Origin of the sequence: Gordonia asplenii (assembly GCF_012933505.1) — a bacterium.
Classification (GTDB): domain Bacteria; phylum Actinomycetota; class Actinomycetes; order Mycobacteriales; family Mycobacteriaceae; genus Gordonia; species Gordonia asplenii.
On record NZ_JABBNB010000004.1, the window covers coordinates 198309 to 213686 of the forward strand.

Here is a 15378-nt window from a genome sequence, read left to right on the forward strand (position 1 = left end):
GGTCGTGTCGCGGGTCAGCGGGTGGGGAGTCCGGCGTCGACGGAGGTGTAGTCGTCGCGGGCGAGCAGTTCCATCGGGTCGGCCATCTGTCCGCCGACCTCGACCCAGCCGAGGTAGTGCTCGGCCGACCAGTCGAGCTCGCGCTGGAGCTCGGCGGGCAGCTTGCGGATGTCGTCGAGCGAGTAGGTGAGGAAGGGGTTCTCCTCGGGGCGAAGCAAGGCGAGGTCGTAGCCCATGCTGAGGCCGAAGCGGTAGGAGTCGCTGGTGGTGTTGGTGCCGCCGCCGTGGTAGGTCGAGCCGATCCAGATGAGTGCCGAGCCGGCCTTCATGACGGTGGGGATGGCCTCGTCGAGCCGCGGCGCACGGTCGTCGTCCCAGCGGTGCGAGCCCGGAATGACAAGGGTGCCACCGTTTTCCGCGGTGAAGTCGCTGACCGCGACCATGATCTGGACGCGTGCCTCGCGGCCGTAGGCTGGGTGACGCCACAGCCACACGGAGTCGTCGCGGTGCAGCGGCTGCGAGCCCTGGCCGGGGCCGATCTTGATGGCCATCGTCGCGCCGATGTGCTTGCCCGACGGGCTGGGAACCGCGTCCTCACCCATGTGCACGGTGATCGGCTGGTTGAGGATCGTATCGGCGATTGCGCGGTAGAGCGGGTTCATCGCGATGGTGACCATGTGCTCGGTCTTGGCGAACAGTCCGCCGGCACGCTTGGTGCGGTTGCCGGCGAACACCTCGTCGTGGCCGGTGTCGACGGCGTCGAGGACGGGGTCGAGGTCGGCGCGAAGGCCGCTGATGGTCGCGTCGTCGAAGAGTCCTTCGATGATCACGCCACCGTCGCGCATGATCACCTCGACCGCTTCGGCCGAGGTGGCGGTGTTGGCCAGGCGGGTGAGGGTGGGGGTGGTGGTCGTCATGGGAGTGGCCTTTCGAGAGGCTGCCCATCCGGAGTCGGCGAACCGGGGGCGAGAGCAGTGGATGTGATGCCGGTCATAACGCTAGAGCATCACTGTCAAATGATCAAGACGTATGACTATGAATTCGGTATTGTTCTATTTCGAGCACCTGGTACGGTGTAGTGACTAGATCAATTGATCGACAATTAGCGAAGGAGTACTGCCATGGCTCGCATTCCGGCCGCGGAACGGCGCGTCGAGCTGATCGACGCGGCCGTGCGGGTGATTGCGGAGAGCGGCGTCGACGGCGCCACGACGCGCAGGATCGCCGATGAGGCGAACGCGCCGCTCGCGACGCTGCACTATTGCTTTGCGTCCAAAGAGGTGTTATTCGCCGCGGTGTTCGAGCACGTCGCCGGCCAATATCGCGACGTGCTGCTGGCCAACGATTGTCACGGAGACGTTCGGGCCACCACCCGCGGACTGCTGCGAGCCATGGCGGAGTGGTACCTCACCAATCGGGAGACGGCGCAGGCGATCGCCGAACTGATCTCATGGGCGCAACGACAGGACGCGCAGCAGGCGCACCTGGTGTACGACGAGGCGATCACCACGATGCGCGACATCGTCGGAGCCGCGGCGGAATCAGCGGGGCAGGACCTCGAACCGGAGATCGTCGACGAGCTCGTCACGTTGGTTACCACGATGTCGGACGGCTTTGCGCTGAACTATCTGGTCTTTCCCGACCGTGACGCGGCCCTGCACCAGATCGATCTGCTGGTCGGCGTGCTCGACATGTGGATGGACGCGCGGCTGGCCGCAGCGCCCGCGGACAGTCGCTCGGCGTCGGTCGTCGTGTCGATGTTCGATGGGGTGACGCCGCCGGAATCCAGGTTGCGAAGCTCCCTGGTGTCGTGGGTGCCGGCCTAGTAGCGGCACCTCGATGTGATGGGGTGAAAGGCGCACGGTCGCAGGGTGTTTTGGGTCGGGCTGCCTCGTCTGCCCCTCCGCTTCGATGTAGTCCCTCCGTTGGTTGAGCGAGCGTAGCGTCTCTCCGTTGGTTGAGCCTGGTTTGACCGGTCGAAGCGTCCCTCTGCTGGTTGAGCCGGACGAGGCGCTAGCCGAGTCCGTGTCGAAACCTCTCAGCCACAACGACTTTCGATGATGCGCACCAACATCGGCGATGACACCCGGCAAGTGAGGCGTGTGCACCCTATGGGTGCACACGCCCTCGATGTTCGATACCATCACAGTTCGACACGTGCGCAACCATCAAATGCATTGTGGTACAGGGGTTTCGACACGCTCGTCGCTAGCGCTCCTCGCGGCTCAACCAGCGGTCGGGGTCGACCGTCGGTGGATCCGGGGTTGCGCGAGCGCAGCGCTCCTCCGTTGGGTGAGCGAGCGTAGCGAGTCGAAACCAGTGGGCGGAATTCGTAACTGTGTCAACGTGTTTGGTTGCGATGGCAGTTCGGCTTACGCGGTTTCGACACGGGCCTGCGCTAGCGCTCCGGACCGGCTCAACCGGCGGACGGACCGGCTCAACCAGCGGACGGGGCGGCTCAACCAGCGGACGGAGCGAGCTCACCCACGTGGGAGCTCGACCACCCAGGGGAATCGCCTGGGTGGTCGAGGTCTTGGTGCGGTGCTCAACTCATGTGTGCACCTTCGCGTGCGGTTGCCTGTTCGACGATCCAGCGCAGCGCGCCGTCGTCGCTCTCCATCCATTCGGGGTGCCATTGCACACCCAGCGCCGACCCGTCGGGCAGTTCGATCGACTCGACGACGCCGTCGGACGTGCGTCCGCCGACGACGAGTCCCGCGCCGCACGTGTCGACCGCCTGGTGGTGCCACGAGTTCGTCCGATGTCGGCTGCCGAAGATCGACTGCGCCACCGAGCCCGGCGTGAACTCGACCACGTGATCGGCGCCGCCGTCGGACAGCGGGCCGGTCGTCATCAGATGCCGCACCGGACCGCTCGGCAGATCCGCGACCAGGGTGCCGCCGAGTGTCACGTTGAGGACCTGCATGCCGCGGCATACGCCCAGCAGCGGCACCCCGGCGTCGAGCACGGCTCTGATCAGCGCTGTCTCGAACAGGTCGCGTGCCGGATCGTGCACCCCCGGATCCGACAGCGGATCGACATCGGTGACCACCGACTCGTCGCCGCCCCAGCAACTGGGGTGCACGTCCTGACCACCGGTGATCACGACGCCGGAGAGCCACTGCGTCAACGCGCGCGGATCGGCGTCGTAGGGGAGCATCACCGGCACACCGCCGGCGCGAGTGATGCGCTCGGCGAAGTCGGTCATGAAACTGTCGGTGAGCCGGTGGCTGTAGCCCGGATGGGCGCCGGCGACGAGGCCCATCCGGAACCGCCGACCGGTGAGACCGATCAGCGGCGGCCGGTGACCCGCCGCGATACCGCTCACGGGAACTCGAAGTAGCGGGTCGACTCCCACTCGGAGAGTTCCGCGAACGGATCACCGCCGCCGGTGTGGAACTGCATCCACTCCCAGCGCCGGGTGCCCACCCAGAAGTCGACGAATTCGTCGCCGAGGAGCTCGCGCAGAATCGGGTCGGCGTCGAGCGCGTCGGCGGCCTTCGACATGGTGTCGGGAATCCGGTCGACGCCCAGGCCCGGAGGCATGCACCACGCCATCGTGGCGACCTGCTCGCCGGGGTCGCTCTGCCGCTGCAGACCGGCGATGATGCCGGCGAGGACGGTCGCCACCGCCAGGTACAGATTGGCGTCGGCGCCGGGCACCCGGTATTCGATGCGGGAGTACTTCGGATGTCCGCAGACCGCGCGGACCGACGTCGTCTTGTTGCTGATGCCCCAGGAAATCGTGGTCGGGGGACCGCTCAGGTCGACGAGCCGCCGGTAGGAAGTGATCTGCGGTAGGACGATCGAGGTGGCGCCGGGCATGGTCTCGAGCAGACCGCCGATGGCGTGGCGCATCGTCTCCGACGGCCCGTCGGGTGCATAGAAGGCATTGACCCCGTCGCGTTGCAGCGACACGTTGAGGTGCGACGCCTGACCGTAGCCCGCAGTCGGCTTGGCCATGAAGGTGACGGTGTGTCCCTGCTCGAAGGCGACCTCGCGCAGCACCTGGCGGGTGCGGGCCCAGGCGTCGCAGACGTCGATCGGCGATCCGGGCGACAGGTTGAGCTCCGACTGGCCGGGCGCATCCTCGTCACTCCACGCCTCCCACTCGATGCCGAGCTCGTCGAGACGACGCTCGACGGCGGTCATGTAGGCGACCCAGTCGGTGGATCGGGCGAGGTGGTAGGCGGTGCCGGCGGAACCGCCCAGCGGCGTCAAGTTCTGGTAGCCCTTGGTGCGCGCCTCGTGGATCGACTCCTCGAACAGGGTCATCTCGATCTCGACGGCGACGGTCGCGGTGAAGCCGTGGGTTGCGAGTCGGTCGACCATCTTCTTCGCGAGATTGCGCGGACAGATCGACACCGGTTCACCGGTGCGCAGCCAGTAGTCGCCGATGACCGACTCCAGGCCGGGTTGCCACTCGACCTTGGTGTTCAGGTCCGCACGCAGGTAGACGTCGTCGAGGTGGCCGCGGAACTCGGGGAAGGCGTAGCCGAAGTGCGGCATGTTGCCCAGGTCGAGGCCGAATAGCAGGTCGGCGAAGGCATACCCGGAATCGAGACCCGAGGCGAACTTGGCGGGCGAGACGTTCTTGCCCAGGAAGCAGCCGTCGTGGTTGGTGGCTTCCAGACGATAGGCCCGGACGGCGGGGGTGGTGAGCAGATCAGACATCGTAACGAACCTTCCAGGAAGCGGCGGTCAACACCGACAGTTGGGACATGGTGCCGGACAGCCCGAGCTGACCGGTCATCAGCGCGGCGAGGAGATCGTCTGCGCCGCTGAAGATTCCGGCGAGCAGCTCGGGTGGACCGGCGATCAGATACTGCGATTCGCCGGCGCCGGCGACGTGTTGCTCGATATTGCCGTCGTCGTCGGCCGCGATGACGACGAGCACGTCCGGGATGCCGCGGATCGAGCGTGCCGCGGCCCAGAACGAATCGGCAGCCTCCTGCCAGTGCGGCAGCGGCGGGGCCAACGCGTCGAGCACCGCGGCGGCGGTCGATGAGTCACCATCCGGCTCGCCCACCGAGGCGAACCGTCCGTTGAGGTCGACGGTGACGGTGGCGTCGGGGGTGCCCGACACGCCGTTGGACACCGCGATCGACCCGCCGGAGAAGGCGACCGTCGCGGCCTGCGGGGTGTCGTGTGATCGCACGGCGACCACCGCACGCAATTCGTCCAACGCGGCCGAGGCGTGGCCGGTGTGAACCGAGTCGCGCAGGGTGCGTCCGATAAGTCGGACGATCGGGGTGGCGTCGTCCTCGATCGCAATTGTGACGCCCAGCGGCGCCACGGTCGGCTCGGGAGGCGCGATGGTGTGAGTCATGGTGTTTTCCTTTCGACTCGATCTGCTGTCATAGTCATTTGTCTCGATCAAGTGACTATGATCGTGCGGCATGGATCACACTTTGTCAATCGGCCTGCGTGAAGAACTGGGCGACGCCGCGTCCCCCACCGGCGGTGATCCGGGCGAGGCCCACTAATGTTCGGTGCATGTCGCATATCCGCAGCACCATCGCCAACGGCGTCGGAGAGATCGTTCTGGATCGTCCCAAGGCGCTCAACGCTCTCGATCAGTCGATGGTCGACGACATGCACCGGATTCTCGCCGAGTGGGGCGACGACGACGCGGTGCGCACGGTCCTCGTCACCTCGGCGTCCGAGCGGGCGTTCTGCGCCGGTGGCGACATCCGCGTGATGCGCGAAGCGGCGATCGCGGGCGATCATGCCGCCATCACCGAGTACTTCAGCGCGGAGTACCGGCTCGATCAACTGGTCGCCGATTACCCCAAGCCGTACGTGAGCCTGATCGACGGCGCGGCCATGGGCGGCGGCCTGGGCATCAGCATTCACGGCGAGATCCGCGTCGTCACCGAGAAGGCCCTGATCGCGATGCCGGAGGCCGCGATCGGCTTCTTCCCCGACATCGGGTCCACCTACTTTCTGCCCCGCCTGCCCGACGGCGTCGGAAACTGGATGGGGCTCACCGGTTCTCGAGTGTCCGGCGCGCAGGCGCTGGAGATCGGCCTGGCAACGCACGCGGTCAGCTCGGCCGACCTTCCGGAGTTGGCGGCGGCGATCCGAGCGGGCGCACCCCTGGTGGAAGCCCTTGGCGGACTGGCGGTTCCGGCGGCGCAACCGCTGCCGCTGGACAAGATCGCCGAGTATTTCACCGGCGACAACGCGGCCGCGATCGTCGGCGGTCTGCGCGGTGCGGCAGGCGCCGACGATGGGGCGTCGACCGAAGAGAACTGGGCGTCGAGCATGCTCGATCTGCTCGCGTCGGCGTCGCCGACGAGCCTGGCGGTGACGGCAGCGCTGATCGCGGCGGGTGCACGCTCAACGCTCGACGAATGCTTCGATCGGGAACTTCATGCGGCAGAACAGATTACGGCGACGCCGGACTTCGCCGAAGGAGTCCGCGCGGTCCTCGTCGACAAGGACCGCAGCCCGGCCTTCACCCCGGCGACACTCGAAGGGGTCGACGCGGCGACAGTTGCCCGAATCGTCGGCGCCTGACACCTATCTCGACACGCTGAACCATCCGGAAAGCAGTGCGGTGCGCGGTGTTTCGGACGGTGCCTGCGGTGCGCCGGGCACCGCGGAACTCGCGGCGGTCTCGTCGGAATCGTAGGACACATCATCGGACGGGTCGAAGGGATTGGCCTTCGACGTTGTGGCAGTGGGGCATTGGAAGAATGCGGCGGCGCGCGTCGACGACATCGCGGTGATCTTCAGCGAGCACTGCGTCGCCTGATAGTAGGTGCCGTTCGCGGACACGCCGACCTGCGCGTTGATGGGCGCCACCAGAGCGGGCACGACGTGCCGGACGCCACCGGCCGGAGGCGGGCCGCCACCGGTGAGATCGCCGACGAAGAAGGACACCTGGGCGCCGCCACTGCCGTCGCCCTTGAAGGCGAAGAGCAGCGAGTCGGGGGGAACCGAGGGATCGCTGTTGCCCCACCGGCGGTAACCGAAGCACTGCGATGCCGGAGCAGCGGGCGCGGCGCTGGATGACGTCGCCGCAGCGCTGGACGTCGGGGCCACGGGCACCGGCGGTGGCGTCGGAGCCGGCACCGTCGTCGGAGTTGTCGCGGTGGGGACCAACGAGATTCGGATCTCACCGGAATGGAAGTTCAGATCCGAGCCGGTCCGGTCGACGGTGCCGGTGGGCGGGGTCTGTTGGCATTCGCTGTCGGCGACGACGGCCGATCGGACGCTCACCGGTTTCGACGTCGGGCTGGAGGCAGTCGACACCGCGGCGTCGGTCCCGCAGGCGGCGAGGCCGCCGAGTGCGGCGGTGGCCATCGCCACCGCCCCGGGCGTGCGCATCCAGCGCCGACGGCGTGCGCCGGGTGTCGCAGTCGAGGGCACGGTCGTCAATCCGCCGTCGCGACAAGCGGTTCCAGCGTCAGGTCGGGGAGTTCCTTCTCCACATACGCCAGTCGCCACTTGTCGCTGAACAATGCCAGGATCGCGCCGTCGGTGCGCGTGAAGACCTCCACACCGCGCTGCCGATCGAGCTCGGCGCGGCTGCCCTCATCGGTGCGACGCGCCAGCGAATAACCAAGGGGCTCAATGGTCGTGTCGACACCGAACTCGGACTTCATTCGCGCGGTGACGACTTCGAACTGCATCGGACCGACCGCCGCCAGCACCGGCGACGCATCGCCGCGAGTGTCGTTGCGCAACACCTGAACCACGCCCTCGGAGTCGAGTTGGTCCATCGCCTTGCGGAACTGTTTGTACTTGCCCGCGCTGTTGGCGCGCAGCGTCGCGAAGTGCTCCGGCGCGAAGGACGGGATCGGCGGGAACTGCACGCGCGGGGCGTCGAACAGCGTGTCGCCGGGTGCCAATGCCATCGCGTTCACCAGACCCACGACGTCGCCGGGATAGGCGGTGTCGACGGTCGAGCGATCGCGGCCGAAGACGGCCTGCGCGTACTTGGTGGCGAAGGGTTTGCCGGTCTGCGCATGCGTCACGACCATGCCCCGCTCGAACTCACCGGAGACGATTCGCATGTACGCCAAGCGATCTCGGTGGCTGGCGTCCATTCCGGCCTGCACCTTGAATACGACGGCGCTGAACGGTTCGGTGACGTCGCGCAGATTGTCGTCGACGTCGAGGCGCCCGGCCGGGGCCGGCGCGAGTTCGACGAGGGCCTCGAGCAGTTGGCGCACACCGAAATTCAGCATCGCCGAGGTGAAGATCATCGGGGAGGTCTGCCCGGCCAGGAACATCTCCTGGTCGTGGTCCTGGCCCATCTCGGACAACAGCTCGCTCTCCTCAAGCGCGGAGGCCCACTCGTCGCCCTCCCGCGCGGCCGCGGCGTCGGCGTCGAGGATCTCCTCCGGTGCGATCTTGGCGCCACCCGCGGTGCGACTGAAGCGCACGTATTCGCCGGTGCGCCGGTCGAGGAGTCCGCGGAAATCGCCCGCGATGCCCACCGGAACGAACAACGGTGTTGGGGTGAGGCCGATGCGTTCGCTGATCTCGTCGATGAGTTCGAGCGGGGTGCGGCCGGGCCGGTCCCACTTGTTGACCACCGTGATCACCGGGATGCCGCGGTGACGGCAGACCTGGAAGAGCTTAAGTGTCTGCGGCTCAAGGCCTTTCGCGGCGTCGATGAGCATCACCGCGGCGTCGACGGCGGTCAGGACGCGGTAGGTGTCCTCGGAGAAGTCGGCGTGGCCGGGGGTGTCGACGAGGTTCACGACGTGCGGATGGTCGGGGTCGTCGGCTGGGGTCGTGGGGGACTGCGATGCGGTGTAGTTGAACTGCAGCGCCGTCGAACTGACCGAGATGCCGCGGGCCTTCTCCATCTCCATCCAGTCGGAGACGGTCGCCTTGCGCCCGGCCTTACCGTGGACGGCGCCCGCCTCGCTGATCATGCGCGCGTGCAGGGCCAGCGCCTCGGTCATCGTCGACTTGCCGGCGTCCGGGTGGGAGATGATCGCGAACGTGCGCCGACGACGGACCTCGCGGGCAACGGTGTCGGAGTGCAAAGTCACCCAGCCACCTTAGTCGGTGGGCGCGCGGAGACGAATTTCGAGTAGTCCCCGCGCGCGGTATCGACTATTCGAAGGGCACCGGCGGCATCTTCACGACCTGAGCCGCGTAGCTCAGGCCCGCGCCGTAGCCGAGCAGCAGGGCCGTGTCGCCGGGCTTTGCCTTGCCGGTCGACAGAAGATCCTCCATGGCGAGCGGGATCGACGCCGCAGAGGTGTTTCCGGTGTACTCGATGTCGTTGGCGACGACGGTGCCGTCCTTGAGCTTGAGGCTGCGGGCGAGCAGGTCGTTGATCCGCGAATTGGCCTGGTGTGGAACGAAGACGTCGAGGTCTTCGGCGCCGATCTTCGCGGCGTCGAGCGCGCGCTGGGCGGCCTTGCCCATTTCGAAGGCGGCCCACCGGAAGACGCTGGTGCCCTCCATGCGCAGGTAGGGGCGCTTGCGGTGATCGTCGCCGTCGAGGAAGGTCACCCAGTCGATGTCCTGGCGGATGGCGTTGAACTGGGTGCCGTCGGAGCCCCACACGACTGGTCCGAGCTGCTGGTCCTCGGTGGGGCCGACGACGACGGCCCCGGCGCCGTCGCCGAAGATGAAGCAGTTGCCGCGGTCGTTCATGTCCATCGTCACCGACAGCTGCTCGGCGCCGATCACCAGGACGTGGCTGGCGCTGCCGCCGCGCACCATGTCCGAGGCGATGGCCATCGCATAGCCGAATCCGGCACAGCCGACGGTGACGTCGAAGGCCGGGACGCCGTTGGCGCCGAGTTCGGTGGCCACCTTCACCGCGGCGGCGGGCGTCAACAGCAGGTGGGTGTTGGTCGCGACGATGACGGCGTCGATGTCGGAGCCGGAGAGCAGCGCATTGGCGATCGCCTTACGGCCGGCGTCGACGGACATGTCCATCACCGTCTCGTCGCGGCGAGCGAAGCGGCGGGTCTTGATGCCGGTCCGGGTGTAGATCCACTCGTCGGAGGAGTCGATGTTCTCGCAGATCTCGTCGTTGGTCACGACGCGCTCGGGCCGATAGGCGCCGATGCCCAGAATGCCGATGTTGCGTGTACCGCTGGTCTCCGCAAGGACAGTCATGTGGTTCCTTCACCTTTTCTCGACACGCCGAACGGCATGTGCGTTATGTAGTTCATCATAGACGGTCTCACATACCGAGGTTACGGGGAAGTAGGTTGGGTTCTTCGTCTTGCGAACCCCCGACGGCGATGCGCTCGGGGAGCGTCGAAGCCTAAGGTGGACAACCATGGCCGTCTCGACGACACACATGCTGCTGCTGGGCGCGGTGGGTCTGTTCGAGCCGGTCAACGGCTACCAGATCCGTCGGGAGCTGATGTCGTGGCGCGTCGACGAGTGGGCCAACATCAAGCCCGGGTCGATCTACCACGGACTCGGCGCCCTGGCCGAGAAGGGATTGCTCCTTCGGCACACGTTGACCGATCGTGGGCGCGACGTCGCGGTGTACGAACTGACGCCGGCCGGGCGGGAGCGGCTCGATGAACTGTTGATGTCGGCGCTGGTGACCGTCGACCTGTTCGATCGGCGTCATTTCAACGCGGCATTCGGCATGCTCCCGCTGCTCGGCCGCGAGCGCGGCGAACAGATGCTGGACGAGCGGCGTGCGGCCTTGTCGGCGACGGTGGAATCATTTCCCGACTTCAGCGATCCGTCGGCGTACCCGTACGCTCCGCCACACGCGCTGCGCAGTCAGCAGTTGTGGCAGGACGCGGCGGTCGCCGAGCTCCGTTGGCTGGAGTCGGTGATCGACGACTATCGCGCGGGCACCCTGGAACTGTTCGTCAACGACGCGGGATCGACTTGGGTGCCCCCCGCCGACGATCCCGGCTATCAGATGTCGAGCGATCGCGAACGCTATCTGCGCATGCTGCACCGATGAGTTTCGCGAGCTGACCGAGTCTGCCTCTGCATGCCCTGCACGTACGACGCGAGCGGTTGACGCGAAGCGGATTTCCAGGCAGGCTCAAGGCGGTGTTCAAATTTGAATAGTTGCCGAGGTTTGAAAGTCGGCGGAGTCGGGACAAGCGGACGGATACTGACCGGAATATGCGACAAGCTGGGAAAGACCACGAGGGAGGCGGAATTCCATGGACATGATTCGTGCACGAGGTCTCGTGCAGACGTTCCACACCGGAAAGGGCAAGAAGAAACGCGAGGTGCGCGCGGTCGACGGCGTCGACCTCGACGTCGCAGAAGGGGAGGTGGTCGGGTTCCTGGGGCCCAACGGCGCCGGAAAGACGACGACCCTGCGCATGTTGACGACGCTGCTGCGGCCGAGTGCGGGCACCGCGACCGTCAACGGCTACGACGTCGTGGCCGATTCGGTGATGGTGCGACGCAGCATCGGCTACGTCTCGCAGGCCGGCGGCACGTTCAGCCAGGCCCAGGCCGGCGACGAAGTGGTCGACCACGGGATGCTCTACGGCATGTCCCGCAAAGACGCGATCAGCCGGGGGCATGAACTGTTCGCGCAGCTACAGCTCGACGGTCTGTGGGAGCGCATGCCGAAGAACATGTCCGGTGGACAGAAGCGTCGCCTCGACATCGTGATGGGCCTCATTCATGACCCGACGCTGGTGTTCCTCGACGAGCCGACCACCGGCCTCGACCCGCAGGCCCGCGCCAACCTGTGGGACCACATCGCCAAACTGCGCACCGAACGCGGTGCGACGGTCTTCCTCACCACGCACTACCTCGACGAGGCCGATGCGTTGAGCGACCGGATCATCATCATCGACAACGGCACCATCGTCGCCGCGGACACGGCGTCGAATCTCAAGGCGCAGGTGTCCGGCGATCTGGTGAGCCTGCAGGTGGCCGACGACACGCACGTCGCGGTGGCGTCGTCGAAGCTGGGGGCCATCGCCACCGACCTCGACGCCGACGGTCGACTGGTGCGCGGACGAGTCCGCGGCGCCGGACGCGAGATCCCCGGGTTGCTGCGCGCCCTCGACGCCGACGGCGTGGTGCTCGACTCCATCGAGATCGTCAAACCGACGCTCGACGACGTGTTCCTCACCCTCACCGGGCGGTCTCTGCGCGACGCCGAGGCCGAACAGTCCGGCGGCGACTCCGCGGCCGAATCCCTCGAACTCGCGAAAGAAGGTGCGTGACAATGACATTCGCTCGTGAATCGTTCATCGTCTTCCGTCGGCAGATCCGGATGAATCTGCGCAACCCCGCCTGGGTGCTGATCGGCATCATGCAGCCGGTGCTATATCTGGTGCTGTTCGGCCCGTTGCTCAAGCCCTTGGTCGCGCAGTTCCCCGGCGGCTCGGACAACGCCTACACCTTCCTCGTTCCCGGACTCCTGGTACAGCTGGGCATCTTCGGTGCGTTCTTCGCGGGTTTCGGGCTGATCGGCGAATGGCGAGAGGGCGTCATCGAGGCCGAGCGTGTCACCCCGGCAAGCCGGACCGCGCTGTTGGTCGGGCGGTTGATGCGCGATGAACTGCAACTGCTCGTGCAGGCCGTCATCCTGGTGCTGCTCGGGTTGCTGATGGGGATGCGCGGATCGTTCGTCGGGATCGTCGTGGGCATCGTGATCACCCTGCTGATCGGCGGGGCGTGCGCCGCGGCGTCGAACGCGCTCGCGTTGACCACCAAGAGCGAAGACGTGATGGCGCCGCTGATCAACATGGTGATGATGCCGGTGCTGCTGTTGTCGGGCATCCTGCTGCCCATGACGCTGGGGCCGTCGTGGCTGCACCGGATCAGTGACTTCATGCCGTTCCGGTGGATCGTCGACGCCGCGCGGTCGGCATTCGGCGGCGACGTCGCCACCGCGTCGGTGGCCTGGGGCCTGCTGGCGTCGGTGATCCTCGCCGCACTCGGAACCTGGTGGGGGACAAGCGTTTTCCGCAAAGAGGACGCGTAGGCCGGTTGGGTGTGTTTCCTATGTGGTTTGCCGGGTGAGGATGTGTGCAGTGTGCCGGCGGTGTGCGCGAGGACGTGTCGGTAGTGAGTGAAGGGCGCCTCCCCTCGCTGGTTGAGCCGGGCCCGACGCGCCGTGCTGAGCGAGCGCAGCGAGTCGAAGTAGGCGCAGCGAGACGCGCCCGTGTCGAAACCATGGTGAGAACGAGTTATCAACTGTCGCTTCGAGTTTGGTGCGTTGGCAGCGTCGGGTTGCGTGGTTTCGACTCGGGCCTGCGCTAGCGCTTCGGCCCGGCTCAACCAGCGGGCGACTGCGACCGGACACCGACTTTTCAAGTCGAAGTAGCGAGGGCTCGGCAGGCCGCGCAACTGAAGTACACGACCCGCCAACCGTCCTGCCACTCCAACGGGTGGTGTGCCCCACACCACCCGTTGGCCACTCTGTGATGAGCATCACCGCACCGGGCGACTCCCGCCGCCCGCGCAGTAGTTCGACTCACAGAGGAGGCCCTGATGGGGCGACTGATCAACATAGACAACGGGGGAACCCTCACCGATATCTGCGTGATCGACGGCGACGACATTCGGCGCACCAAGACACTCACCACACCGCACGATCTGTCGCGCTGCTTCGTCGAAGGTCTGCGGGAAGCGTCGAAGCTGATCTACGGCACCGCCGACCTTCCGTCGCTGTTGCGGACCACCGACAGCATCCGCTACTCCACGACGCAGGGCACCAACGCGATCGTGGAGAAGAAGGGCCCACGCATCGGCGTGGTGCTCTCCGGCGACATCACCGTCGCCGACCTGACCTCCGACGCCGCCGAGCGCGAGTTCTGGGAGGTGTTGGTCGGTGAACGCGTCGCGACCATCGATGCCGACGCCGATCTCGGGACCGAGGTACTCGCCGCCGTCAATTCGCTGACTTCTCGCGGAGCCAACCGCGTGGTCGTAGTGCACGGTGGCGGCGATCGAGTGAAAGTCGAATCGCAGATCCGCGTCATCACCGCGTCCAAGTTCCCCAAGCACTTGCTCGGCGCGGTTCCGGTGCTCTATTCGCACGAGGTCGTCGACGACCGGGATGACCGGCGCCGGGCCTGGACCACGATATTCAACGCGTTCCTTCATCCGGCGATGGAGAAGTTCCTCTACAACGCCGAACATCATCTGCGCGCCAACAAGAATCAACGGCCGCTGCGTATCTTCCGCAACGACGGGCTGTCGGCGCGCGTTGCGAAAACCACTGCGATCAAGACCTACAGTTCAGGACCGCGTGGCGGCATCGAAGGCATCAAAGCCGTTGCGGCGCACTACGGATTCGGTCACGTCGTCTCGATGGACGTCGGCGGGACGACGACCGACCTGGCCGAACTCACCGACGGCGAGTCTCGCGTCGAACGCTACGGACAGATTCACGGCATCGCGACGAGCTTTCCGCTGAGCGAAGCCGAGAGTCTCGGTGTCGGCGGCAGTTCGATCATCCGGGTGGTCGACGGGAAGATTGTCGTCGGGCCCGAGTCGGTCGGCAGTGCTCCCGGCCCCGCCTGCTTCGGCCTCGGCGGCGACAAGGCCACCATCACCGACGCGGCCGTGGCCAGTGGCCTGATCGACCCGGCGACGTTCTTCAACGGCAACCTGACCCTCGATCGCGCCCGGGGCGTCGCAGCGATCGATGAGCATGTCGGGAAGCCACTCGCATTGAGCACCGAGGAAGCGATCGACGCCATCCAGAACGCCTGGGTGGGAAAGATCGCCGACGGTCTGACCGACTTCGCCTCCATCACCGAGCGCACCACCCTCGCGGCGTTCGGCGGCGGCGGGCCGCTGCTGGCCTGCCGAGTCGCCGACGCGGTCGGAGTCAACCAGGTGTTCATTCCCGGACTGGCCCCCGTCTTCTCCGCCTTCGGACTCGGCTTCTCCGACATCGGACACCGTTACGAAGTGCTGGTCGCCGACGCCGGCGAGGTCGACGCCGCGCTGTCGGAGGTGATGGACACCGCACGGCGCGACATGTTCGCCGAGGGCGCCGACCTCATCGACTGCACCGTCACTGCGACACTGCAGGTCACCTCCGACGGTGAGGTCACCCAGATCGACCTTGGTGACGGCCAGGCGCCTGACGCCACGCTTGCGGCCGGTGCAGTCGGCGATGAACTGACGCTGGCGGTGACGGTATCCGCGGCCGCCCCGCACCCCATGCTGACCGGCACCCTCGGGGCGTCCGATGCGCAACCCGCGGTGGCCGTGGGCACCCGCACTCTGCTGCGCGACGGCGAGCCCACCCAGGTGCCGCTGTTCCGGGTCGAGGACCAGCCGGGTGCGGTGTTCGCAACCGGTCCCGCGGTACTGGAGGACCAGTACTTCACATGCCGCGTCGACCCACTGTGGCAATTCCACCTCAACGAGAACGGCGACATTTTGCTGTCGCGCCAATAAGTCCGTCGTCGACCGAACCGTCGAATCCCGAAT

Annotated in this window: 13 protein-coding genes; 6 read left to right on the top strand and 7 right to left on the bottom strand. The window is 66.7% G+C overall.

Annotated elements, in window-relative coordinates:
• Positions 1-14: 14 nt before the first annotated feature.
• The gene (locus tag HH308_RS05400) at positions 15-917 is read right to left on the bottom strand and encodes a phytanoyl-CoA dioxygenase family protein (RefSeq protein WP_170193155.1); all 903 of its coding nucleotides are present in this window, start codon (positions 915-917) and stop codon (positions 15-17) included.
• Positions 918-1121: 204 nt separating this feature from the next.
• On the opposite strand from HH308_RS05400, the gene HH308_RS05405 reads away from it, so the two are divergent.
• The gene (locus HH308_RS05405) at positions 1122-1826 is read left to right on the top strand and encodes a TetR/AcrR family transcriptional regulator (protein ID WP_170193156.1); all 705 of its coding nucleotides are present in this window, start codon (positions 1122-1124) and stop codon (positions 1824-1826) included.
• Positions 1827-2545: 719 nt separating this feature from the next.
• Here HH308_RS05405 and HH308_RS05410 read toward each other — a convergent pair.
• Genes HH308_RS05410 through HH308_RS05420 form a run of 3 tightly spaced genes read right to left on the bottom strand, consistent with a single transcriptional unit; the run spans position 2546 to position 5329 of the window.
• Entirely contained in the window at positions 2546-3265 is a 720-nt protein-coding gene (locus HH308_RS05410; RefSeq protein WP_170193213.1) for a gamma-glutamyl-gamma-aminobutyrate hydrolase family protein, read from the bottom strand.
• A gap of 59 nt (positions 3266-3324) precedes the next feature.
• Complete coding sequence (locus HH308_RS05415) at positions 3325-4674, bottom strand: glutamine synthetase family protein (RefSeq protein WP_170193157.1); 1350 nt, start codon at positions 4672-4674, stop codon at positions 3325-3327.
• Entirely contained in the window at positions 4667-5329 is a 663-nt protein-coding gene (locus tag HH308_RS05420; RefSeq protein ID WP_170193158.1) for a hypothetical protein, read from the bottom strand. Before HH308_RS05420 ends, HH308_RS05415 begins: the two co-directional genes overlap by 8 nt.
• Positions 5330-5496: 167 nt before the next feature.
• Here HH308_RS05420 and HH308_RS05425 point away from each other — a divergent pair, with 167 nt between their 5' ends.
• On the top strand, positions 5497-6522 hold the full coding sequence (locus HH308_RS05425; protein WP_170193159.1) for an enoyl-CoA hydratase/isomerase family protein: 1026 nt from the start codon (positions 5497-5499) through the stop codon (positions 6520-6522).
• A 3-nt stretch (positions 6523-6525) separates the two neighbouring features.
• On the opposite strand, the gene HH308_RS05430 is transcribed toward HH308_RS05425, so the two are convergent.
• From HH308_RS05430 to HH308_RS05440, 3 genes are all read right to left on the bottom strand, one after another.
• Positions 6526-7377, bottom strand: a complete 852-nt coding sequence (locus tag HH308_RS05430) for a hypothetical protein (protein ID WP_312870394.1) — start codon at positions 7375-7377, stop codon at positions 6526-6528.
• A 5-nt stretch (positions 7378-7382) separates the two neighbouring features.
• Positions 7383-9014 (bottom strand): peptide chain release factor 3, encoded by a 1632-nt coding sequence (locus HH308_RS05435; RefSeq protein WP_312870395.1) that lies wholly within the window; start codon positions 9012-9014, stop codon positions 7383-7385.
• 64 nt (positions 9015-9078) lie between these two features.
• Positions 9079-10098 (bottom strand): beta-ketoacyl-ACP synthase III, encoded by a 1020-nt coding sequence (locus tag HH308_RS05440; RefSeq protein WP_170193160.1) that lies wholly within the window; start codon positions 10096-10098, stop codon positions 9079-9081.
• 166 nt (positions 10099-10264) lie between these two features.
• Between HH308_RS05440 and HH308_RS05445 the strand changes: the two genes are divergently transcribed.
• From HH308_RS05445 to HH308_RS05460, 4 genes are all read left to right on the top strand, one after another.
• On the top strand, positions 10265-10915 hold the full coding sequence (locus tag HH308_RS05445; protein ID WP_170193161.1) for a PadR family transcriptional regulator: 651 nt from the start codon (positions 10265-10267) through the stop codon (positions 10913-10915).
• 214 nt (positions 10916-11129) lie between these two features.
• A complete protein-coding gene (locus HH308_RS05450; RefSeq protein ID WP_170193216.1) occupies positions 11130-12149 on the top strand; it encodes an ATP-binding cassette domain-containing protein in 1020 nt (339 codons plus the stop codon).
• Positions 12150-12151: 2 nt separating this feature from the next.
• The gene (locus HH308_RS05455) at positions 12152-12913 is read left to right on the top strand and encodes an ABC transporter permease (protein WP_170193162.1); all 762 of its coding nucleotides are present in this window, start codon (positions 12152-12154) and stop codon (positions 12911-12913) included.
• A 509-nt stretch (positions 12914-13422) separates the two neighbouring features.
• On the top strand, positions 13423-15345 hold the full coding sequence (locus HH308_RS05460) for a hydantoinase/oxoprolinase family protein (protein WP_170193163.1): 1923 nt from the start codon (positions 13423-13425) through the stop codon (positions 15343-15345).
• The last annotated feature ends 33 nt before the right edge of the window (positions 15346-15378 follow it).